Raw genomic sequence first — 22,414 nt, forward strand, 5'->3', positions numbered from 1 at the left:
CAGCAATTTATTATGCGTTGCCCAAAATTCTTGTTATACACAATTCATTAATTTTGCCTACCTGATTTTCACCAGATTTTTAATTCTAACGGCAGTAACTTTTATTGGTGTAGGTTTTGCCAAGGTTAAGTTTCAGCCGAATCGTTCTATTCTAGTATCTACAATCACGACATAATCCAAACTGACTTGATAAATTGCTAATTACACGAACAAAATAAGGCATAGCAAATTTATACAAGCAGGTAGATTATCTGATGACTATTCCAGAGTCAATTAAAAAATTCATTACATGGATACAAGGTTTTGATCATCATGTTTTACGAAATGAAGATGATGTAAAAGAAAAGTTGATTTTGCCAATGTTTCACTATCTCTGCTATCCAGAGATGTGTCATCGTGAATACTCTTTGAAAACATATCAATCAGAAAACTACGCCAAAAATCCAGAAATTGCTCAGATTTATTTTGCAACAGATGATTTTAAGAAACAAAATACAAATACATCACTGATTTTTGTGGAAGCGATAGAACCGCAGAAAACTCAGTTAAATGAGGCTATTGAGCAAGCTAAATTTTATAGTAATCATTTTAAAACACTATTTTTTATTGTCACTAATGGATATGAAATCAAGCTTTTTCAGCGTCTGCATTACAATCAAGAAGAATTAGTATTTGATCTAAATATAGATACCTTAAAAAATAACGATGTCGCCTCAAAATTTTATAATAAACTCAATTTTGATTTAGTTAAAAATATCGATAAAAATACAGCCGATATTTTTACGTATACTAAATGTAACTTAATAGAAAAATTAATCGTACGCAATCCAGATTTACAGTATTTTTTAGAAAAATGTGATTTTGAGCCTTCTATAATGCGGGAAGGCTGCCACTTAGTTGTTGTGAAACCAAAAGTAGTGATCGCCTGTAATTTACCCAAAGCTTTTGGAGAAGGTAATTGTCAAATAGAATTCAGTAGTATTCTTTTTAAAGGTCTAAAAATTCGCTTAAATCATCAAGATATTTTAGGTCAATTAATGACTGGATTACACACCCAGCCTGATTGGGGTTGTCGTCGTTTTTTGAAAGAATTAAATAAAGATAATTTTACAGTAAATTTGGGTCAAATAACAGTCATTTTATCAAAGCTAGAAGCAACAGACTTGTGTTTGTGTGTTGATGAAATTTGTCAAGAATATCAAAATTTAATAATTGAATTTGAGAATGCTCTAGAAACATGGGATTTTGAATTCGTAAACTTTTCAGAAATTCGCGGTTTTATCCTTTTTTCTGTAAGACAAGAATTATGGGAGTTGATGCAGCAGTTCGCTAATGAATTTGATTATAAAAAAGGCAAGTCAGAATGGCATCTATTTCATAGAGAAAATATATCAATTCGAGTCAGTCGAGGAATTCGCGATCACGCATTTGTATTCCCAAAATTTGACAGAAATTTATCTTTATTACCTAGCAATCAAGTTAATGTAATCTACGAGCTAAATAATATTAATTTACAATCTATTGAAACAGCTAAATTTAGCTTATGGCAGCAAAATATTGGAGTACGAGGAACTTGGACAGCTAGATATACCAAACAGTGGTTATTAGATAAATATATTCCCAAGGTGATTAATTACTATTCAGAAAAGTCTCAATTATCTGAAGCTGAATTGCTAGCAAAGATAACAAATTACAGAAGTGAACATGCGCTGATTAAAGAAATTGATAATATCAGAAATTTAGTACCTTATCTTCGCGACATACAATCCTGGCTACATATCTATGTGGAAAATATTGCAGCTTCGCTATTTAAACCATATTACCAAGCCTATACAAATTTAGTGCGTAATACAGATTCTTCCATAACAGGCATAGACTATATTTTTGGAAATTTGCGGCGAGTTGAATGGAAAAATACGCCAGAAGAAAATTATCGGAATTCCACAGATTGGAAAAACTTGACTTTTAAATATGCTATATATTGCTTAGATCAGCAAGTAGTAAGAATAAATAATAGTGAATACGAGAATAGTTTAAAGGCTGATTTAATCACTCGGACATTTATTTGGATTATAGAAAATGGGAAAATCTCTTTTTCACAAGCTCAGTTAAATGCTGCTAAACAGGCTTTACTACCACTTTGGGAACAAAGTCGCTTTGAAATGCGCTATATTTATCCTAATCGATAAAATTACATAATCTGCTGTAAATCTAACACAAACCCAGGTAGTACATTTTCTCCAGATAAACTAGTAGGATTGTCTAATATCTCTACATCTTTACCTGGACGATAAATTTCCACTCGCTTATTTTTCCGGTCAATTAACCAGCCTAATTGAGTGCCATTTTCGATATACTCCTGCATTTTCTCTTGCAATTCTTTCAAGGAATCAGTACGAGAACGCAACTCTACTACAAAATCAGGACAAATGGGGGCAAATTTTTCTTGTTGTTCTGGTGTTAAAGCATTCCATCGCTCAATTTTCACCCAAGAAGCATCAGGAGAACGTTCTGCACCATTAGGTAGGGTGAAGCCAGTTGAAGAGTCAAAACCTTTGCCTAATTTAGTCTGTTTATTCCAGATTCCTAATTCAACAACCATATCAAAGTTACGGTTGCCAGTATCACTACCTGTAGGTGGCATAATTAATAATTCCCCTGATGCTGTACGCTCAAATCGATAATCGCGGTTTTTCTGACACATCTGGAAGAATTGCTCATCAGTCAAGTCAATTTTCAATTTGAGTGTAGAAGGTAGAGTGGTTGTCGTGGCGTTCATAGGCTATTGTGAGCATCTTACTTTCTAGTGTAGTGCTGTGTGGGGTGCGATCGCTGCCAGGAGATGATGGAGAGCGATCGCACTTTATTTCAATCTTTATTTTTTCCGAATAGGCGCAGCTTTACCCAAGTAAATTGTGTTGTCACTTGGAGGAAGAATAATCCAATTTAGCTGTATTAGACGAACTTTAAGATTAGTTATTGTTACACCCAAATCCTTTTGCATCGCATAAAGGTGAGACCATTTTGTTAAATCGTGTTCTGCTGCCATTTGTTCTAAAACATAATGAGGCATCAGTAAATAACTCGCAAAACGTTGAGCTTGCCACTCTATCTTTTGTAGTTGACCATTAACAGCACGGCATAAAAAAGGCTGCATATCTATTTCACCTTTACCACCCTGCTTTATTAGTTCTTCAAAGTGGCCAGCCGTCTTTTGGTCAATATGTAGTTCCCAGTGTCCCAGTTCATGAGCTAACGTTGATTCTTCAAACCCTTTGGGAAGTTTCAAAATATCTTCATTGATTTCAATTAAATGCTCCAATGGCAAAATCCTCGCTGCTATTTGTCCTTCAGCATCAGGCGGTATCCTATCCCAAACAACATTCAACCCTAAAAACTCTGCCACACGAGTTGCATCTAAAGGCCACTTGGGAATATATTTAGGTGTTTCCTGCATACGCTTGAGAATATTATTAGCCCTAGTCTCAATTTCGCTATCAGGAATATAGCGATACCGCTTAATGATACTCAACCTTGCTTCTCCTCATTTTCTGATTGTGTAGCTTCTCGAAAGACTCTTTTGGCAAAATCAGGATTCTCCTGCATTCGACGGAACAAAGCAGGCATTGTCTTGTAATGTTGCTTGAGAAAATCCTCATCACGCTGGGGTATACGACCAGCCGAAAAAATTAACTCTTCCTCATTTAAATCCAGATGCTGTGCCAAAGAACGAATGACATCTTCTTTTGGAGGATAGTCCGCGCGATCATTCTCCAATTTAGACAGATAAGTGAAATCTAGCTTTATTAGTTTTGCTAGCTCACGCTGACTAAATCCCTTATCTTTGCGGGCTTCACGGATAAGCTGACCAAAACTTTGATTCACTTTTTTTCCTACTTAACTAAACATGATAACAGAGTGTTGACTAAAAAATCAATACACGTTAGGGTGGAGTTGAATAAAAAATCAACATAGCTAATAAGGATATAAATTATGGTGTGGCAACCGTATGTGAGTTTTAACATTTGGTCACAGTTCGCTTCATCTGTTGGACAAGAATATTGGCACTGTGATATGAAACGAGGTTTTTCCAGAGCGCGAAAAAAAGAATTATTAGTTAAAGCACTGTTGGAGCAAGACACTATTCCTCAACATATCGGTTTGCAGGCACAGAAAGGTATTTACGAATTTCACCAAAATATTCAACTTTTGAACCAATTGAATGGTGTACAGATAGTAGCAGAGAAGCTGAAATTAGACCAAGAGGCTGTCGAAGTTAAACAGCGAATTATTAAAATTTTGACAAACTACTATCAGGAACCGATTCTTTCTGGAAAGAATATCCTTAAACTTAGTCGAGGTGATGAGGGAATTCCAGAACCAATTCTAATTCAGCAAAGTAATTATTTTTTTAACTTGTTTGTAGCTATTGACTGCATTTTTATTGAATCAGACAGCAGACTGCACATTTTAGATTTCAAAACAGGCACATCTAATTTTGATAGACGACAAGCATTTGTCTACCTGTTGGCAGCTAGTTATATTTACCCTGGACAAAAAGCTGTTGCCTCATTTTATAACTTAGAAACTAAGAAATGGTCTGAGCCTATTACCGCCACAGATACTCAACTCAAGGCAATTCAAGCTAAATTCGCCCAAATAGCCCAAGAACATCAAAAAGAATTGCGTCGTTACAAGCAAAATCCATCTACATTTGCTGAAATATTTCCTGCTAATCCTGGAATACCCTGTCGAAATTGTCAATTCACATCGATTTGTCAATTTAATTTATTGGAGGTTTCTGCATGACTATTGCTATTGCATCTCCCCAAATTTCTACCTCTTTTAGCGAAGTTTTTCCAATCAAAATTTCGCAACTTAAGTTAATGTGTTTTCGGCTAACACCTGAGATTGATAAAAAAGATGGCAACCGATTGAGCTATCATTTTAGTCGAAAATTACCTGAGACTGTTATTATATGGTACAAGCCTTATTTTTGGGTTTTGGCAGCATTTCATAAGGATTTACCTAGCAAAGAAGAATTACAAGAGGCACTGAAAAGTATTCAAAATGAAGTAGAAGATTTGAAGGAACGTTTATTCGGTTTCCAATCAGTACGCCAGCCTCAACCCACACCTTTTATTTATTCTATGTTAGCTATTCAGGTTTTGAATAAAACCAAATTTGATTCTCCAATTGTTATGTCTGATAATGGAGTTATGGTCAAGAGAGAACCAGATTTTTGGTCAGAAATTATCGAATTACAAGGTGAGTTCCAGTCTGCTCTTAGTTTGACAGTGTGCAGTAGCATTGTGTTTCGTGATAATTTGGCTAATTTCTACGAAAACCATCCTCAACGACAAAACTCAGAACAGCTTTTAATTGGTTTAAAAGTTCAAGAAATTGAACGAGGTAGTAATGCAACAATTGTCGGTATTATTGGAACTATTGAAGAGCATCGAGATGAACTATTAGCAAAAGCTACCGGTTCAACTAGTAAACAAGCACTACGAGATGCCCCAGACGATCAACCTGTTGTTGCTATACAGTTCGGTAAAGATACAAAACAGTTCCACTATGCTATGGCAGCTTTACGTCCCCGTGTAACATCTGCCACATCTGCTCAATTTGAAGTTGAATACGGAAAGCTACTTAAGGCTACTAAAATTTCGCATCAAGACAGAACAAGTCTCTTGGCATCCTATAAAAAAATCGCAGGAGATGCTTTAACTGCTTATGGAATTAAACTAGAACGTAGTATCAATAGCATTGAATATCCAAATTTATTCTGGAAACCTGAATTTCCGATAGAGGAAACTACTCTAATTTTTGGTAATAACTTTATAACCAAAAGAAATGATGTTTTAAATGGTCTTAAAAAAGGTGGAGTTTATCGCCGTCACATTGATTTTAAAGATAAATCCAAAGTGATTCACATTGCAGCACTAAAGCTTTGTGATTTAAAAGTAGATCCATTTCTGAATTTACTTAAGCAGCGTCTGGAACTATATGGATTTAAAAGTGAAGTTATTACTAAGCAAGCTTTGTCACTGAATAATCTGACTAAGACTGAGGCAAGAGCAGAAGTTGAGAAGAAAGTTAATGAATTAATTGAGATACCACACGACATTATTGTAACTTTTTTACCTGAAAGCGATCGTCATGATGATGATACAAATGAGGGAAGTTTTTACCATCAAGTATACTCTTTATTGCTCCGTCGTCAAATTGCTAGCCAAATGATCTATGAAGATACTTTGAATAAACCTGGAAATTACCAGTATATCTTGAATCAAGTAATTCCAGGAATTCTAGCAAAGTTAGGCAATTTGCCTTTTGTTCTAGCTGAAGACTTAAAAGATGCTGATTATTTTATTGGCTTGGATGTTTCTAGAATTTCCAAAAAAAGGCAAGCAGGTACAAGAAATGCCTGTGCTAGTATACGTCTCTATGGCAAACAAGGAGAGTTTATTCGTTATCAATTAGAAGATGATTTAATTGATGGTGAAGAAATACCAGCTAAACTATTAGAGCGATTATTACCTGGTGCTGAATTAGCAAACAAAACAGTCTTAATTTATCGTGATGGTTCCTTTGCTGGGAATGAAGCTGATTATTTAGTAAATAGAGCTAAGGCAATAGGAGCTAAGTTTATTTTAGTGGAATGTAAAAAGTCTGGTATTCCCCGACTGTATAACTTAAAGCATAAAGCTGTTATAGCACCTTCACAAGGCTTAGGACTTCGTTTATCATCTCGTGAAGCAATTCTCGTAACAACCAAAGTTCCTGATAAAGTTGGTTTGGCTCGTCCTATACGTTTAACAATTCATGAGAAAGGACACCAAATATCAATTGAAAGTGTTCTAGAAACTACTCTAAAACTGACATTATTGCATCATGGAGCTTTAAAAGAACCTCGCCTACCGATGCCATTATATGGATCTGACCGCATGGCTTATCTGCGTTTGCAAGGTATTCGTCCTAGCCAGATGGAAGGCGATCGCCAGTTTTGGTTGTAGAATTAATATCAACGCTACAGACATTCTGCATCCAATCAAAACATTACTTTTTGCAGGAGCGATCGCAATCAAAACAACTTCTGGTTAAATATTACTAATGCTCTATAGCTTAATACTTTAGAGGAAAGAAAATCTAGATGCTTTGGTTATCTCAATGGCTAGTGTTAGGAACTATATTTGTTAGCTTAACTTTTAACACACCTTTATTTGCCAGTCAGTCTATGAACCAACAAGATATGCAGATATTAATAGAAAAAGCTAAAGATGCATGGGTTGCTCAAGATGTCGATGCTCTTGCACAATTGTTTACGGTTGATGGAGAACTAATCGTGCCTGGTCAATGCTGGCGGGGGCAAGAAGGAATTCAAGAAGGACTTACCAATTTTAAACAACAGTATTCAGATATCAAAATAGACATCCAGCGGATTATCATTGGAGCAAATCAGGCAGCAGTAGAGTGGTACTACGAAGATACAGAAAAGGCAACAGGTCTTCGTAATAAAGCTGATGACGTAATTGTTGTAGATTTCAAGGATAGTCAAATTAGTCGTTGGCGTGAATATTTTGACAAACAAACGCCAGTTAACAGATAGTTGCATTAGCCGTGACACACCAATATCCTTAGTTCAAAATGAATTAAGGAGATTGAAGTGCCAAAATGAAGTTGTAATGTAAAAAACACAAGACGTTTATCACCTCAGACCGCTCTGATGAAGAATTTAACCTTCCCTTGGTGATAATGAAGTGGAGGAAGCGACGAAAACTCCACACCGTCAACGCATTTAATTTACACTGCTCAAACATCTGCGATCGCTCTCCTTCGATGTTCAATACTGGGTCACAGCGGTATAACACCCATACAGTGTTGTTTGTTTTCATAAATATAGAATAGCTAACAGTTGGATGAAAAACTCTCTCTCCAAAGTATAAACACTAGTTAGCCAAGAGACATAGCTATATTGTTTATACAAACGTGTCTAAAGTAAGATTTTAATTCTTTATAACTTTAGCTACTCATTTTACGTCGTTGGGACTGTGCTTGGTTAAACTGCTTTTGTTGTGGTGTTAATTAGTTGTAATCACTTGAAGATTGCATATCCCATTGTAATTCTGCTAGTAACAATAAGCTAACAGTCATAATTAGCCCCGTTGAGAGAAACTGCATAACACCGCAGTACGGTAAAACTAAGATTCCCAGCAAATGAATAAACCCCATTAGAATAAATGTGCGTGAACGCATTCCTACCCCGGTGCAAAAGTAGCTGATGGCACTTAATCCTAACCACAGTGGACACAGACGCATCAAGACCTCTCCCCATCCCAAAAAAATGCTCAGATCGGTCAAGATTAAACCCATTATGATTAAAATCGCCCAGCTATAAACAACCCAGCATAGCTGTTCTACAGTTGCCCAAAACCAAGTTAAACTTACCATTCCGACTGCACCGGAATTGAAAAAAGTCATTGATAATCTATTACTCTTGGTAGATGAATAAATTATTACTCTATCCAAAGATATATTGTTATTTAAATATAAACAAGTAAAGAATAGTTGAGATGCTCTTGAGCGAGAAAGGTTCTAGAAGTAAATACTACTTATTATAATTTTGTATATTATAAGACTAAAAAAAAACTCCGCACTCACCTGAAAACTATTTAATAATCTTTTAAAAGATCGCTGATGGAATCGGTTGTTTTCAATAGCGATCGCAGCATGAAGATACCAAAAAAGCTGTTATCAGTTTCTTTTGCTTAAGCGTGGTAAGGTAGCGATGTCTACGACGGGCTAGGCTTACTAGTCTGTCAAGCTTAAATTGATGGGTAAGCAAGTTCGTAGTGAGTTAGCGCGGTCTTCTCCCTTCTCTACGAGACGCTACGCGAACGCGGAGCGTTCCGTTGGCGCAGCCTCTCGTAGAGAAGGAAAGGCGTTAGCCTTTGATTTCAACAACTTTGAAACTATCAATGCAAATCAAGCCTGGTCATTGTTTTTTACTGCCGGTCAAGATGACAAAAGACTGGGACAAGAAATTGAGTTCGGCAGATTTTTCACTAACCTTTTAATTGCCGTTGGAGTAACTGGAATTCTTTGGGCGATTTACTTCAGCCAATTAGGATGAGTAAGTTTGTTCATTTCTAGTGTGTAGTAAATTCAACAGAGGTCTTGGATTTGGATACCAGGACTTCTTTTAAATTTTCAATAAGTTTAAAAAACTCTGTTTAGCTTTGGAAAAAGTTTGATGTTGATTGGATTTATAAAGCTTCCTAATTTGTCACGGTATTGTGAATACGTGGGCTTAGAAGTAGCATAAATTGTTTCCAAACATTTTGCTGTTCAAAGTAAAACCTATGTAATTCAAAATCGGAGGGTATTGGTACATCAACTTTTAAAGTCTGGTCTGGATGCTCATACCGCAGATCGAACTGTTACTGTACTTATATCAAGCCCGATTTTACAATTAAGCAACAAAAACCAGTGTGCAATTAATTGTATGCGAAAGCAATTATACAAACAGTAAAAGGGATTGGGGTTAGGGGAGAGGTGACAGGTTACAGGGAATAATCTGTACCCTCTAAGCTGTACCTATTCCCTTCTTCAGTCCCTACTTCAACGCAAACAACGAATCGCCTCTAATAGACCTCTAGCTTTATTTAGCGTCTCTTCGTATTCTTTTTCTGGCTCAGAATCAGCTACCAAACCGGCACCGGCTTGTACGCTGACGGTACTATCATGCACTACCATTGTGCGAATTGCGATCGCAGTATTTAATTGTCCTTCAAAATCGTAATATCCATACACACCGGAATAAACACCCCGACGACTAGACTCTAACTCGTGGATAATTTCCATCGCCCTAATCTTGGGTGCGCCGCTTACCGTACCTGCTGGGAAGGAAGCTTTCAGTAAATCCCATGCTGTTTTACCAACTGCTAATTTACCCACAACATTGCTAACAATGTGCATCACATGGGAGTAGCGTTCAACTACCATTAATTCATCGACTTTGACGCTACCACTTTGACAAACACGCCCCAAATCATTCCGCCCTAAATCTACAAGCATCACGTGTTCGGCAATTTCTTTGGGGTCTTGGAGTAAATCTTCAGCAAAGGCCGCATCTTCCTTGGTGGTTTTACCCCGTGGACGCGTCCCAGCAATTGGGCGTACCGTTGCTATTACTCCACTATCTGAATCGATTTCGGCTTTCACCATCACTTCCGGACTGGAACCGATGATTTGCCAATCTTGGAAGTTAAAGTAAGCCATGTAAGGCGAAGGATTTATCTGACGTAGCGACCGATAAAGGGCAAAAGGGTCGCCTGTGTATTCTGTTGATAGTCGCTGGGAAATTACTACTTGAAAAATATCACCTGCTTTAATATAACCTTTCGCCTTCTCAACGCTGGCACAAAAATCAGGGCGGGTAAAATTACTCTGATACTCCTCTGCTCCTCTGCTCACCTGCTCCTCTGCTCCTCTGCTCCCTGGCGGTTTCCATTCCAATCGAGTTTTTTGTGGCGATAGAGGTAGAGATAGCTTTTCGAGCATTTGGGTGACGCGATCGCTAGCTTGTTGATATGCTGCTTTTAAATCTACTTTCGGGTCACGTAAATCAGCATAAGCGAGCGCCCAAATTTTCCGCTTCACCTGGTCAAAAATCAACAAGTGGTCTACCTGCATCCACAACCCATCAGGGATATTCCGCTCATCTGGTGGATAAATGGGCACACGCGGCTCAATCCACTGAATCAATTCATAGCCCCAAAACCCAAACAAACCGCCAATTCCTGGCGGTAGCTGTGGTAATTTCACTGGGTGATAAGGTGCTAAACATTCGGCTAAAGCTGTAAAAGGGTCGCCTGCAAAAACCACCTGCGAGCCATCGCGGTTTTTCTGAGTCGTGCGATCGCCCCTTGCTTCCAAAACCCACACCGGATCGCAGCCCACTAAACTATAGCGTCCCAGCTTTTCCCCACCTTCTATCGATTCCAACAAAAAGCTATAAGGCTGACCCGCACAGACTTTATACCAAGCGGATACGGGCGTGTCTAAGTCCGCCACCCATTCTTGATATACCGGGACGAAGTTGCCTTGTTGCGCTAGGGTAGAAAACTCGGAGAAAATCGGAAAAATCATTATTTTTCAAAAGTAATTGGTAATTGGTAATGGGTAATGGGTAATTATTTTTCTTACCATTTACCCATTACTAATTACCCATTAGCTACTAACAGCTAGTTATGGAGCGTCGTAGGTATAAACACCGCTAAACTTAAGTTTAGAGGGGCTGGGGTTTTGTCCGATACGGCGGTCTACATAACGCACTTTGTCACGGCCTTCAGTTACCTTTTCGGGGAATACACCATCGGCTGGGTGAATTAAAGTAGTTTCTCCGTTGGGTAAAATCCGGTAAACTTTGTAATCTGTGATTTTGAGTTTACGAAGTTGCTGACCGCCCAAAAAGATGCCATATTCTTTACGAGCTATATACAGCAGGTTTTCACCTTGCCGCATAGTAGCAGCACCACCTGTAGGCAATTCAAAAACTTGCTCTTTCGGGCTAGTCCAAGTGATAGCGTACTTTTCTTCAACTACTGCTTTGTTTAGCAAGCCACCAGTGCTGCCAGCAAATAGCGGGGTTTGTCCAGAGAGTGTTTCTGCCATAAAGATGATTCTCTCAACGTTTTTAGGGAATCCTAACACCGCAACCAGGATCATATTGCGATCGCGTCATAGACTGTAACAGTTTTTAGTCATTTGTCCTTTGTTCTTTGTCATTTGTTAAAAACTAATGCCCAATCCCCAGTCCTCAATCCCTATTTACTCTTGACTTTTGTCCGCTTTTCCTCTTGACTAGTCCGAACAATCGGGATAGTGAAGTGAAACTGACTACCCTGGTCTTTGCCAGTTGACTCTGCCCAAATTTCCCCACCCCAGCCATTAACAATTTGACGGCAAATTGCTAAACCAAGTCCAGTCCCGCCAGTGGTGCGGCGCAGCGCTCCCTCTTCTTGATAGAAGCGGTCAAAAACTACTTCTAAACGATTTGGTTCAATGCCACGTCCAGTGTCAGCTACAGTCACCTCGACCATCTGACGGCTGTTGTAAATCGCTTTAATCGTGATTTCTCCTTGGGGTGGCGTAAATTTCAAAGCATTGTCCATCAGTTTTGCCAGTACCTCGACTAGCCAATCACCGTCAGCTCTTACCAGAGGTAGGTTTTCGGCAATTTGAGTCTTAATTTGGGGCGGCTTTTCCGTTGAAGAACGTGTGCGATTTCGGCTGAGTGCTAAATCCACACACTCTTGTAAGGTGAGGGATTCTGGATGCCATTCCACCCGGCCGCTTTCCAAGTTGGAAAGTGTAAGGAAATCTTGTACCAGTTTTCGCATCCGTTCCGAGTCGGAAAGAGCGGTGTTGAGCATCACCTGCTGCAACTCCAAGGGCATATCCGGTTCGCTAGCAAGACTTTCCAGGCACACTTGAATTGTGGATAGGGGGGTACGCAGTTCATGTCCGGTGATGGCTATGAGGTTGCTGCGGGTGCGGTCTAGGGCTTCTAGTTGCTGGTTAAGTTCTTCTAGATTAGCGTAAGCTTCCGCTTGGATGAGAGCTGCTCCTACTTGGGTAGCGATCGCTTCTACCAAATCCAATTCCCCAGGTTGGCACTCGTGCGGTGGCATCCGGCAGTAATGTAACTCCACAATCCCCAATAATCGCCCCTGATAGAATACTGGTTCCATCAGCCAAGAACGAATGGCAAACTTTTTGGCGATCGTAGAAAGTCCTGGCGATTTGGTAACACGGGGGTCACTCAGCGTATCACTTACACAAACACCTTCGCCTTGTTCCACGATGTCCCGAAATAGGGAATTTTTCTCTAACTCCCAGGTTTGTCCACAAACAGATAAAACACCAGGGGTCAAAAACTCGTGTTCAATTATGGCTTGGCTATCTGTGGCTTGAGCGCGGTAAATTAAACACCGACAAGCTTCTAGGTGTTGCCCTAATTCTTGTGCCGCCACCTGGAGAACTTCGTGAGGATCGAGCGATCGCCTAATGGCAGTGCTAATCGAGTTGACTAATCGTTCTTTTCGTGCTTGGGCAGCAATAGAACGGTAGGCTTTGTGCAATTTGTACTGACTAGCTTGCAAGTAAGTTACTAAACGCTGCACAAAGGGATCTGTATCAATGTCACAGGCATATTCATTGTCCTGTTCTGCTCCAGAGTGGTTTCGCGGCTCGCCGATGCCAAATCTCTGACGTGCCTGTTGAATTTTATTTGCCAGTTCTGGTCTATAAACCAAAATCCTATCTAACAGCAATTCGGCTGCTTTGAGACTAACTCCCCTTTCCGATGTCCAAATTCCCTCAAATCTTCGCGCTGTGTCTATATCCAGATTAGGGCTTAGTTCCGGTACTTCCTTGTTTTTGGCAAGAGAACCAAGGTTTTCTCGGCAAACCAGACAAGTAGCATAATTGTCAGCAATCACTACCAAATGCCACTCCTGACTTAAGCCATCCGTTGGCTCAAAAGCCACTTTTTCATAGTGTTCCGACGAACTGTTGGTAAAATCCGTTTCTGGAGCAGATAATACGTATATTTGATTACTTCGCAAAGCAAGTCGCTGGTAGCGATGAGCTTCTTGGCGGTAGAATCGCTCTCGCTGAAAACTAGCAATTACAAGGGGTTTAGCTAAAGTCGCAGCCAAAACTTGATCTTCCATCGCGTGGGAGAGCGCCGTTAGTGAAGCCTTAAAATATAGCTGGGGCCGCAAGTAGGGTAGGGACTTCAGCAAATCACTCAGCACAAAAGTCGAAATGCTCATGAATTATTGTTAAACGCTCAACCTCGATCAGATCCACGTCACAGCTGCATTGTACAAATTCCAAGGGACTCTCAAGTTAAATAGACAGTTGCAATATGTAAAGAACGCTAAAAAGCGCTTTTCGCCAAAGCAGTCGCAACACTTTGTTACTAACTAAGGGGCGTGCGTACAATTTGATTTGTTGATTGACAACCTATTACGCCCAATATACATTCTCGACAACTTATGCTTTTGCTTGCACAGGTAAAATCTTTCAAGAGTAAGTACTAAAGCATTAATGATTGTATTGTTTTAACTACTGTGTTCACTAATAACCACGGATTATTGATTGATAGTCCGCGCGTCGGCAAAGTGGGCCGCCGTAGACATCGCCTATTTGGCCGACATTGATTTATGTTCACTAAAGAAATTTTCTTACCTAAAAATTATGACTGCGACATTCACATAATTTAATCCATGATTAGTGATTAAATTTAATTAATTAATTAATTCTCATAAATTAGTCTAATCAAATACCAAACATATTTAAAACAAAATCGTATACTAGTAAAGAATAAATGTTCTCTATGCCCAACAAAGAGTGTAGATTTCCAAGTTTTGCTGAGTATATTATATATCTTGTGTCTTTGAAAGTTCAACTACTGATAAATTATTTCTAAATCCTCAGTTTCAGTCTTGACCTCACACTTAATAAAATATAAATTTATCAAGGTTTACTTATTTATTTTATTTATATGGATATGAGCGCTGCCATTTTGTCAGCAATATGTCAGGATTATTTTGGCTCGAATGGCTCAAACGAGTTTTAGAGAGCGTCTTTTTTTCGGAAATTGTGAGGATCAAGAAGAAGCAGAGAGGATGATGGCAAGGGAAAACCCCATAACTTACAGCGATTTTCAGGTATTTAGACCACGACTGGGACGGGGAGTAGGGAGTGGGGGGTAGTGTAGTTCAATTACTTGAAAAGCACTGTAAAAGCAGGGCAAGATAACTGACCTAACTTCGCACCTTGTGTCTCTCTACGATACGCTGTTCTTTGTTTGTACTACGTGTCTGGACACAAATCTTTCTTTTTTCGACCTAAATAAATTTAGTTGCTCTGTCCCAAAGCAAGAGGGTATTTCTTCTTTCCCCTCTGCCTCTCTGCCTCTTGGGTAAGAGACTTCTACTCAAAAGACCACAAAAATATAGACCTGTACACGGAACTTTGTCTAATGACACCGGATACGCTAATCACCCCAGAAAAAATTTTTCTGGATGGAAAAACTTTTATTCCTGCCGAACAATTACCGATCCCGGAGTGGCCTTGTGTTGTGAGTGAAAGACCACAACCGACACTGACGGTTAAAGATGATGACTTATTTTTTGTGACAGATACTATCGGGAACATTTCTGGCTGTTCCCTCAACGATGGCAATCCCAGTTTGGGACTGTTTTGTTGTGATACGAGATTTCTCAATCGCTTGGAGTTGCAAATTGAAGGGCGATCGCCTGTACTCCTCAGCAGTACTGCTGAGAAAGGGTTTTCACTCTCAGTTTTGTGTACTAACCCCAGAATCGACGAACGCCTGAAAGCCGAGACTGTCGGAATTCGCCGCGAAATAGTGTTGAATGGGGCACTATTTGAAGAAATAGAAGTATCTAACTACAGCACAACAACCGTCAGTTTTGAACTAAGCATCAGCTTTGATGCGGATTTTCTTGATTTATTTGAGGTTCGGGGCTATGACAGAGAAAAACGAGGTAGGCTTTTACGCTTAGTGGAACTGACGGCTGAGGAAGGAACATTTTCTCTGGTCGATGGCGTTTCACCTCTACCCAAAGAGCCATCCGCTTTTAGGGAAGAATCCTTGACACTCGCCTATCAAGGTTTGGATGGCTTGGTGATGGAATCCCGGATTTTATTCCAGCATCGGCAACCAGACTATTTCAAGGGTTACACTGCGGTTTGGCAGCTAGAGTTGGCTTCTCACGAAACTCAAAAGCTAGGCTACCGAGTAAATATGTTGAGGAACAACCAGTCCAGTTCAACCGTGAGCGCCGCCACTACCTTAGGACAGGCGAAAGCCGCTGAGTGGATGGAGGAGCAACACTGGGTACAACAAATTACCCGCATTAGCTCAGATAAGAGTACCTTCAATCGAGTGATTGAGCGGGCTGAACAAGATATGTATTTGTTGCGCCAGTCTTTTGGGAAGCATAAGACTGTTTCTGCCGGGGTACCTTGGTTTTCGACACTATTTGGGCGAGATTCGCTGATTACAGCTTCCCAAAGCCTGATGTTAAACTCGCAAATCGCCAAAGAAACCCTGATATTACTGGCGACATACCAAGGTAAAATCGATGACGAATGGCGCGAAGAAGAACCCGGTAAGATTTTGCACGAGTTACGTTTGGGAGAAATGGCTCGTTGTCAAGAAATTCCCCATACGCCCTACTACGGTACAGTTGATGCCACTCCCTTGTGGCTGATGCTCTATGCCGAACATTATGCTTGGACTCACGATCGAGAACTCCTAGAGCAACTTTGGCCCAATGCTCTAGCTGCAATGGAGTGGATTGATCGCAATACCAAAGAAACCAGCTACCTCAGTTATTTCCGTAAATCAAAACGCGGTCTTGTTAACCAAGGTTGGAAAGATTCTGGCGACTGTATTGTAGACCGCAAGGGAGAATTAGCCAATGGTCCAATTGCCCTCTGTGAGGTGCAAGCTTACGTTTATGCTGCAAAAATGCGCCTAGCAGAAATCGCTAGGATGAAAAAGCGGCTTGATTTGGCAGATCGTTGGCAAGAAGAGGCCAGAAGTCTTAAAATTCGTTTCAATCGAGATTTTTGGGTGGAAGACCAGGGTTTCTGCGCTCTGGCTTTGGATGGAGAAGGCAAGCCGGTAGACAGTATTACCTCAAATCCTGGTCATTGTCTGCATCTGGGAATCTTCACAGACGAAAAAGCTCATAGTGTAGCAGAACGGTTACGGGCACCAGATATGTTTAATGGTTGGGGTATTCGGACTCTAAGTAGTTTGTCACCCGCTTATAATCCGATGGGTTATCACATTGGTTCGGTTTGGCCCCATGATAACGCTCTGATTGCAATGGGATTGCGATCGCTCGGTCTTATCGATCAAGCCTTAGAAATATTCCAAGGTTTATTCGATATGACTCAGCAGCAACCCTATCAACGTCCTCCAGAACTTTTTTGCGGCTACGAACGGAATGGTGATAATGCCCCTGTGCAGTATCCGGTTGCTTGCACTCCCCAAGCTTGGGCTACGGGTAGTGTTTTCCAACTACTGCAAATGATGGTCAACTTGGTGCCTGATGCTCAAAATAACTGCTTGCGAATAATCGACCCTGCTTTGCCAGAATCGATTAATCGCCTGTCATTTCATAATTTGCGAGTCGGCCCCACCATTCTCGATTTGGAATTCGAGCGTTCTGGGACTACGACTGCTTGTCGCGTTGCCAGAAAACGGGGTAATTTACGGGTAGTTATTGAAGCTTAGAGAGAGAGTAGGGAGTAGGGAATTTACCACTCCCTATTTTAGGCTGATATGCTTGGTGCGATCGCTCCCGCATTTATGACAGGTTAAGACAAAATCAGTTTGGTCAATAGTAATTGCGCTCTAAATAAACTAATTATTGAAGTATCAAATTAAGCTTGGTACTGATTTTTTTTTAAGAATGAATCGTGCTTTTAATATGACGCGTAGACGCATTCGCGAAGCGTCTCGTAGAGAAGTGGCCTGCCTTTGGCATCGCCAGTTGAAAATTTGTGTTTTATACCTCTATTTCATATATTTTTGGGTATTAATACTCATTGACAAAATACTTATAATTTTGTTGGTTCACGGATGGGTTAGGGGGAATCTCCCAGAGTCAAATATCACCAACACCAAACGTATTGAGATGTGAGTAATTTTTCATTTGCATTCAAAATCATTAATGAGATTTTTTTTCATTAATTGAGATTTTAGTGTAGACTCTTTTTTTAATAGTTATTGAGTAAAATTCTCAATAAAAGGCAGATGTAAAATGACAACTTCTACAAGTCCGCTGTCGGTGGAGCAAGACCTTACTGACTCGCCTTGGTGGGCTGGTAACGCCAGACTCACCAGCTTATCAGGGAAATTACTAGGCGCTCACGTCGCTCATTCTGGTCTGATCGTTTTCTGGGCAGGAGCTATGACTTTATTTGAGCTAGCCCACTTTAATCCAGCAGAACCGATGTACTCGCAAGGCTTAATTTTGCTACCTCATCTAGCTACTGAAGGTTGGGGTGTTAATGCAAATGGTGCAGTTGTGGATACTTATCCCTACTTTGTAATTGGAGCTTTGCATCTAATTTCTTCAGCCTTTTTGGGTTTCGGAGGAATCTTTCATTCCCTGCGTGGCCCGGAAAAATTGGAAGGTAGAGTTCCTTTCTTTGGCTACGACTGGTCAGACACCGGTAAAATGACCACAATCCTTGGTATAGATCTGGTTTTACTGGGTTGTGGTGCATTCTTGTTAGTCGCCAAAGCAATGTACTTTGGGGGTTTATACGACCCAAATGTTGAAAATGTGCGGGTAATTACAAATCCGACATTAAACCCAGCCGTCATTTTTGGTTATCTGTTTGGCGCAATTAGGAAATTCTGGATTGCTGGCGTTGACAACCTAGAAGACGTGGTTGGCGGACACATTTGGGTTGGTGCGATATTGATTTTCGGTGGACTTTTCCACATTGTGACAAAGCCCTTTACCTGGACGCATCCACTATTTGTTTGGTCTGGAGAAGCTTACCTTTCTTACAGTCTGGGCGCTTTGGCACTGATGGGCTTTATTGCAACTCTGTTTGTATCAGTAAACACCACTGTATATCCTGAAGTTTTTTATGGACCGGCGCTCGTGGTTAGACAGAATATCGTGCCGTACTTTTCATCACCTGACCCTGACCTTGTAACTGCCCGGACTTGGTTAGCTAATGCCCATTTTTGGTTAGCTTTCTTCTTTCTCCAAGGTCATATCTGGCACGCCTTGCGAGCGCGTGGGTTCGATTTTCGCAAAGGTAGGGTGAGTCAGGAGGCGGTAATTCCGCAACCAATTAGCTAAATTCAATTTAATGCAATAGATTTGCAATTGCCTGGAAGCATAACCTCAACAATATTGCTAAATATTCTCAAGGAGTTTTGGAAATGACAGCAGTAATTGAAGATAGCCCATATAAGCAACAAATACCTGATGTTGGTTGGTGGGCTGGTAACTTTCGTCTCACTAATTTATCGGGAAAATTACTAGGCGCTCATATTGCCCATTCTGCATTGATTTTGTTATGGGCTGGAGGGATGACGCTGTTTGAATTGTCGCGCTTCAACCCTAATGAGCCAATGTATGAGCAAGGGTTAATCATACTGCCTCATCTAGCGACTCTAGGTTTGGGTGTCGGTGCTGGTGGGCAAGTTATTAGCACCTATCCCTACTTTGTAATCAGCGTCTTGCATCTGATACCTTCAGTGATTCTGGCAGCCGGTGGTATTTATCACTCCCTGCTAGGTCCAGAGGTGTTAGAAGACAATCCTACTTGGGCTGGATTTTTTGGCTACGACTGGAAAGATAAGGACAAGATGACTACAATCTTGGGCATTCACCTAACGCTTTTAGGTTTGGGTGCTTTGACTTTAGTTGCCAAGGCGGTGTTTTGGGGTGGACTGTTTGACCCTTGGGCTGCTGGCGGTGGAGACGTAAGGGTAATCAATCATCCGACACTTAACCCATTGCGCATCTTTGGCTACCTATTTGGGGCTTGGGGACCAGACGGAATGGCTGCTGTTGATAACTTGGAAGATGTTGTTGGCGGTCACATCTGGGTTGGTTTGATGTTAATTGGCGGTGGTATTTTCCACATCTTGACTAAGCCATTTGCTTGGGCACGCCGAGTTTTGATTTACTCAGGGGAAGCGTATTTATCTTACAGCATTGGTGCTGTAGCATACATGGGCTTTTTAGCAGCATATTTTGCATCAGTCAATAACACTGTCTATCCCGAAGTTTTTTATGGCCCAGTTAAAGCTATAGAAACTTCTGCTGGTATAGTTTCTGCTCGTGGTTGGTTGATAACTTTCCATTTTGTCCTAGCGCTCATCTTTCTGTTAGGTCACATTTGGCACGCTCTCCGCGCTCGTGCGATCGCAGGCGGATTTGATTTTAAAAATGGTGATATGGTTCAGCCTCCACGTGTAGAGCGCCAAACGAGTTATCAAGTAACCGTAGTCAATTCTGCTGATCTGACGCTGAAGTTTCTCAAATACTTGCCAATTTACCGCCCTGGTATATCTGCTTTGTGGCGGGGATTAGAAATTGGCATGGCTCATGGTTACTGGCTAGTTGGCCCCTTTGCGACATTAGGTTCATTAGGTTTATTACGCAATTCTAATGTGGGCAGCTTGGTTGGTTTACTAGCCACAGGCAGTTTGATTATCATCCTGACAATTGGTTTTTCGCTTTATGGCACTACTAGCTACGAAAGACAACAGCAAATCTATTCACGATCGGTTTCGGTTGCAACAGTTGCCAAAGTACCACAGAGCATCAATACTGTCGCCGAATGGAGTCAATTTACTGAGGGCTTTTTGATTGGTGGAATTGGTGGAGCAATCTTCGCTTATCTGCTGTTAACTAGTATTGCTTTATTCGGTGCGATCGCAATTAACTCGATTTAATCATTTAGTGATTTAGTACCCATGATGTAAAGACGTAGCATTCTACGTCTTTAATATTGATTCATGTCTACCTACTGACTTAGTTAATTTAGTTTCACTCAACACCAGCTAAATAATATTTCATGCCTGCGGTTAAAAGCAGTTGACTGCGGGCACTTTTTTCTAATCTTTAGGAGGATAACTTATGCTGGCTACAATTTTTTGTGCTTCATTTGCTTGGGCTACTTTGATTTTCTTTATTTTGAGTATCTGCTTTACCTTAAAACAAGGGATAAATCACTTAAAAAAGCTACATGAAATTCCTTGTCATGCTTGTGAATATTTCACTAACGACTATCGCCTTAAGTGTACTGTACATCCAATTAAAGCTTGTTCTGAGGAAGCGTTCGGCTGTCTTGACTTTGAACCTCAAACTTCTTTCTGTAATGCTTGTCAAAAGGGTCGGCGAAAGCTTTGTTAAAATTTTCCAATTAGATAATTCCTAACCTGTAATACTGTAAATATTTATGAAACGACAATCTGATTTGCTATCCGAACTATGTGATTTTCTATATCCTCGTAGTCCATATTATGGGCAATTTAAACCAGAGTATTTAGTATTTAACGCGGCTTGCGATCGCAGTCCTTGCAACGATGAGTTCGGTCGTCCACCAATTGAGTATTTTTAACAAAATGCAAAAAAGCTACATTCACTGGATTGATATGGGAATAAATTTCTGCTAATAAAAGGTTTAAGGATGTAAAAACAACAATAATTTACACCCAAAGTCATAACAGACGCGATTAATCGCGTCTGTACTCCTAACTTTTATGCTTCTTCTGAATTTTCTCTTTTATGTCCTGGGGATGCTTCGTAAAGTGCATCGAGATGTTGACGCGCATCTTCAACGTTAATCGAACGCATTACCAAAAGTGGCTCTTTTATTAAGTTTCCAGCACTATCTAATAACTCTGGATGGGGTACAAACTGTTTTTTTGATGAATAATAACCATAGTTGCCTTGGTTATTCATTGGCGAGGAATTTGTCGGGTAAGTTCGCTCGCGATCAAAACTGAACATAATCAGGTTACGAATTAAGTTGCCAACAGCTATAAATGCAAGGATTGTAAAAGCAAGAATGTAAAGCAGATGTAACATTGGATTTTCCTCCAGAACAGCAATTTTTAAAACTTTATTTTGTAACGCTTTGTTTCGCCGATACTGTGACTCACAGTTAAGACGAGTATTCTACGCACTTTTCAATGTGCTTACATTTATATGGAGCTATTTGTCAACCGTTATTCCACTTACGGTAGCATAGGATACATTATTTTGCTAATCCAGTTAATGTTAAGAAATTGTTAAGAATTTTTTACTATCTTTTTAACGACTGATTTACCATCTTGCGTAGACGCTTGCTTGGTAAGTCAAGAGACATCGCTAAGTAGTCTGCCGAAATTTAGCGCTTAGACTTCACGTCCTTGACGAAAGCGCATTGCGACATTCCAGCATTCTGTTACTAATTCATGCCAAGGCATTAACGTTGCCATATCAATCCCGACTTGTTTATCAGTTGCATTAAATAGCATCTTCGCCGTATTTAGTTCATCTTGCGCTTGCTTAACCCGCAAGAGCAAGTCAGATTGCTCTTGGTGACTCATAAATGATAATTCCTCAGTTTCGAGTAAATGGCGCGATCGCGTAAACCAATGCTGAAAATCTTCCAGCAGCGGATCTAAAACCGTTTTCAGCAACTCTGTCCCTGGTAAATTTGAGTCTGGCATAAATAAGAGGCATATTTCAAACTTGCTTACTAATATTAACGTTATTTACGTTTCTTAATACTTTTTTGATTTCTCTCATAATTGATTGATGTAAAATTTTGTAAC

At 40.2% G+C, this 22,414-nt stretch carries 19 protein-coding genes and 1 pseudogene; 10 read left to right on the forward strand and 10 right to left on the reverse strand.

The genetic code is table 11. The annotated features are described in order from the left end of the window. The first annotated feature begins 254 nt into the window (after positions 1-254). Positions 255-2,189 (forward strand): hypothetical protein, encoded by a 1,935-nt coding sequence (locus V7L12_RS04495; protein WP_335082489.1) that lies wholly within the window; start codon positions 255-257, stop codon positions 2,187-2,189. Positions 2,190-2,191: 2 nt separating this feature from the next. Here the strand turns inward: V7L12_RS04495 and V7L12_RS04500 are convergent, their stop codons facing one another. From V7L12_RS04500 to V7L12_RS04510, 3 genes are all read right to left on the reverse strand, one after another. After that, entirely contained in the window at positions 2,192-2,779 is a 588-nt protein-coding gene (locus tag V7L12_RS04500) for a Uma2 family endonuclease (protein ID WP_335082491.1), read from the reverse strand. Between the two features lie 96 nt (positions 2,780-2,875). Continuing rightward, complete coding sequence (locus V7L12_RS04505) at positions 2,876-3,532, reverse strand: ImmA/IrrE family metallo-endopeptidase (RefSeq protein WP_335082493.1); 657 nt, start codon at positions 3,530-3,532, stop codon at positions 2,876-2,878. Further along, positions 3,529-3,885, reverse strand: a complete 357-nt coding sequence (locus tag V7L12_RS04510; RefSeq protein WP_335082495.1) for a helix-turn-helix domain-containing protein — start codon at positions 3,883-3,885, stop codon at positions 3,529-3,531. The genes V7L12_RS04505 and V7L12_RS04510 overlap by 4 nt, the downstream gene beginning before the upstream one ends. Before the next feature lie 108 nt (positions 3,886-3,993). On the opposite strand from V7L12_RS04510, the gene V7L12_RS04515 reads away from it, so the two are divergent. The 3 genes from V7L12_RS04515 (at position 3,994) to V7L12_RS04525 (ending at position 7,612) form a co-directional block, all read left to right on the forward strand. After that, complete coding sequence (locus tag V7L12_RS04515) at positions 3,994-4,809, forward strand: PD-(D/E)XK nuclease family protein (RefSeq protein ID WP_335082497.1); 816 nt, start codon at positions 3,994-3,996, stop codon at positions 4,807-4,809. Further along, on the forward strand, positions 4,806-7,019 hold the full coding sequence (locus V7L12_RS04520) for a Piwi domain-containing protein (RefSeq protein WP_335082499.1): 2,214 nt from the start codon (positions 4,806-4,808) through the stop codon (positions 7,017-7,019). Before V7L12_RS04515 ends, V7L12_RS04520 begins: the two co-directional genes overlap by 4 nt. A 137-nt stretch (positions 7,020-7,156) precedes the next feature. After that, on the forward strand, positions 7,157-7,612 hold the full coding sequence (locus tag V7L12_RS04525; protein ID WP_335082501.1) for a nuclear transport factor 2 family protein: 456 nt from the start codon (positions 7,157-7,159) through the stop codon (positions 7,610-7,612). Positions 7,613-7,655: 43 nt separating this feature from the next. Here the strand turns inward: V7L12_RS04525 and V7L12_RS04530 are convergent, their stop codons facing one another. Both V7L12_RS04530 and V7L12_RS04535 read right to left on the reverse strand, forming a co-directional pair. Then, positions 7,656-7,898, reverse strand: coding sequence for a hypothetical protein (locus V7L12_RS04530; RefSeq protein WP_335082503.1), 243 nt, complete (start codon positions 7,896-7,898; stop codon positions 7,656-7,658). Between the two features lie 190 nt (positions 7,899-8,088). Continuing rightward, positions 8,089-8,484, reverse strand: coding sequence for a hypothetical protein (locus V7L12_RS04535; RefSeq protein ID WP_335082505.1), 396 nt, complete (start codon positions 8,482-8,484; stop codon positions 8,089-8,091). Positions 8,485-8,836: 352 nt separating this feature from the next. Here V7L12_RS04535 and V7L12_RS04540 point away from each other — a divergent pair, with 352 nt between their 5' ends. Continuing rightward, positions 8,837-9,136: a hypothetical protein gene (locus V7L12_RS04540; RefSeq protein WP_335082507.1), complete on the forward strand. Its 300-nt coding sequence runs from the start codon at positions 8,837-8,839 to the stop codon at positions 9,134-9,136. 488 nt (positions 9,137-9,624) lie between these two features. On the opposite strand, the gene trpE is transcribed toward V7L12_RS04540, so the two are convergent. The 3 genes from trpE to V7L12_RS04555 form a co-directional block, all read right to left on the reverse strand. Continuing rightward, the gene (gene trpE, locus V7L12_RS04545; RefSeq protein WP_335082509.1) at positions 9,625-11,154 is read right to left on the reverse strand and encodes an anthranilate synthase component I; all 1,530 of its coding nucleotides are present in this window, start codon (positions 11,152-11,154) and stop codon (positions 9,625-9,627) included. Positions 11,155-11,253: 99 nt separating this feature from the next. Continuing rightward, the gene (locus V7L12_RS04550) at positions 11,254-11,679 is read right to left on the reverse strand and encodes a photosystem I reaction center subunit II PsaD (RefSeq protein WP_334816293.1); all 426 of its coding nucleotides are present in this window, start codon (positions 11,677-11,679) and stop codon (positions 11,254-11,256) included. A gap of 152 nt (positions 11,680-11,831) precedes the next feature. Then, positions 11,832-13,844 (reverse strand): DICT sensory domain-containing protein, encoded by a 2,013-nt coding sequence (locus V7L12_RS04555; RefSeq protein ID WP_335082511.1) that lies wholly within the window; start codon positions 13,842-13,844, stop codon positions 11,832-11,834. Positions 13,845-15,058: 1,214 nt separating this feature from the next. On the opposite strand from V7L12_RS04555, the gene V7L12_RS04560 reads away from it, so the two are divergent. The 5 genes and pseudogenes from V7L12_RS04560 to V7L12_RS33100 all read left to right on the forward strand — a co-directional run. Next, on the forward strand, positions 15,059-17,350 hold the full coding sequence (locus tag V7L12_RS04560; RefSeq protein ID WP_335082513.1) for an amylo-alpha-1,6-glucosidase: 2,292 nt from the start codon (positions 15,059-15,061) through the stop codon (positions 17,348-17,350). Between the two features lie 529 nt (positions 17,351-17,879). Then, positions 17,880-18,938, forward strand: coding sequence for a chlorophyll a/b binding light-harvesting protein (locus V7L12_RS04565; protein WP_335082515.1), 1,059 nt, complete (start codon positions 17,880-17,882; stop codon positions 18,936-18,938). A gap of 83 nt (positions 18,939-19,021) precedes the next feature. Beyond that, positions 19,022-20,545: a chlorophyll a/b binding light-harvesting protein gene (locus V7L12_RS04570; RefSeq protein ID WP_335082517.1), complete on the forward strand. Its 1,524-nt coding sequence runs from the start codon at positions 19,022-19,024 to the stop codon at positions 20,543-20,545. A 184-nt stretch (positions 20,546-20,729) separates the two neighbouring features. Beyond that, entirely contained in the window at positions 20,730-21,005 is a 276-nt protein-coding gene (locus tag V7L12_RS04575) for a hypothetical protein (protein WP_335082519.1), read from the forward strand. A 46-nt stretch (positions 21,006-21,051) separates the two neighbouring features. Further along, positions 21,052-21,153, forward strand: a pseudogene (locus V7L12_RS33100) (DUF7219 family protein); the annotation flags it as partial. Between the two features lie 200 nt (positions 21,154-21,353). Here V7L12_RS33100 and V7L12_RS04585 read toward each other — a convergent pair. Together V7L12_RS04585 and V7L12_RS04590 are read right to left on the reverse strand one after the other, a co-directional pair. After that, on the reverse strand, positions 21,354-21,683 hold the full coding sequence (locus tag V7L12_RS04585; RefSeq protein ID WP_104905415.1) for a DUF2973 domain-containing protein: 330 nt from the start codon (positions 21,681-21,683) through the stop codon (positions 21,354-21,356). Between the two features lie 308 nt (positions 21,684-21,991). Further along, positions 21,992-22,309: a DUF2605 domain-containing protein gene (locus V7L12_RS04590; protein WP_104905414.1), complete on the reverse strand. Its 318-nt coding sequence runs from the start codon at positions 22,307-22,309 to the stop codon at positions 21,992-21,994. Positions 22,310-22,414: the final 105 nt, after the last annotated feature.

It is taken from the genome of Nostoc sp. (assembly GCF_036918245.1).
Classification (GTDB): Bacteria; Cyanobacteriota; Cyanobacteriia; order Cyanobacteriales; family Nostocaceae; genus Nostoc.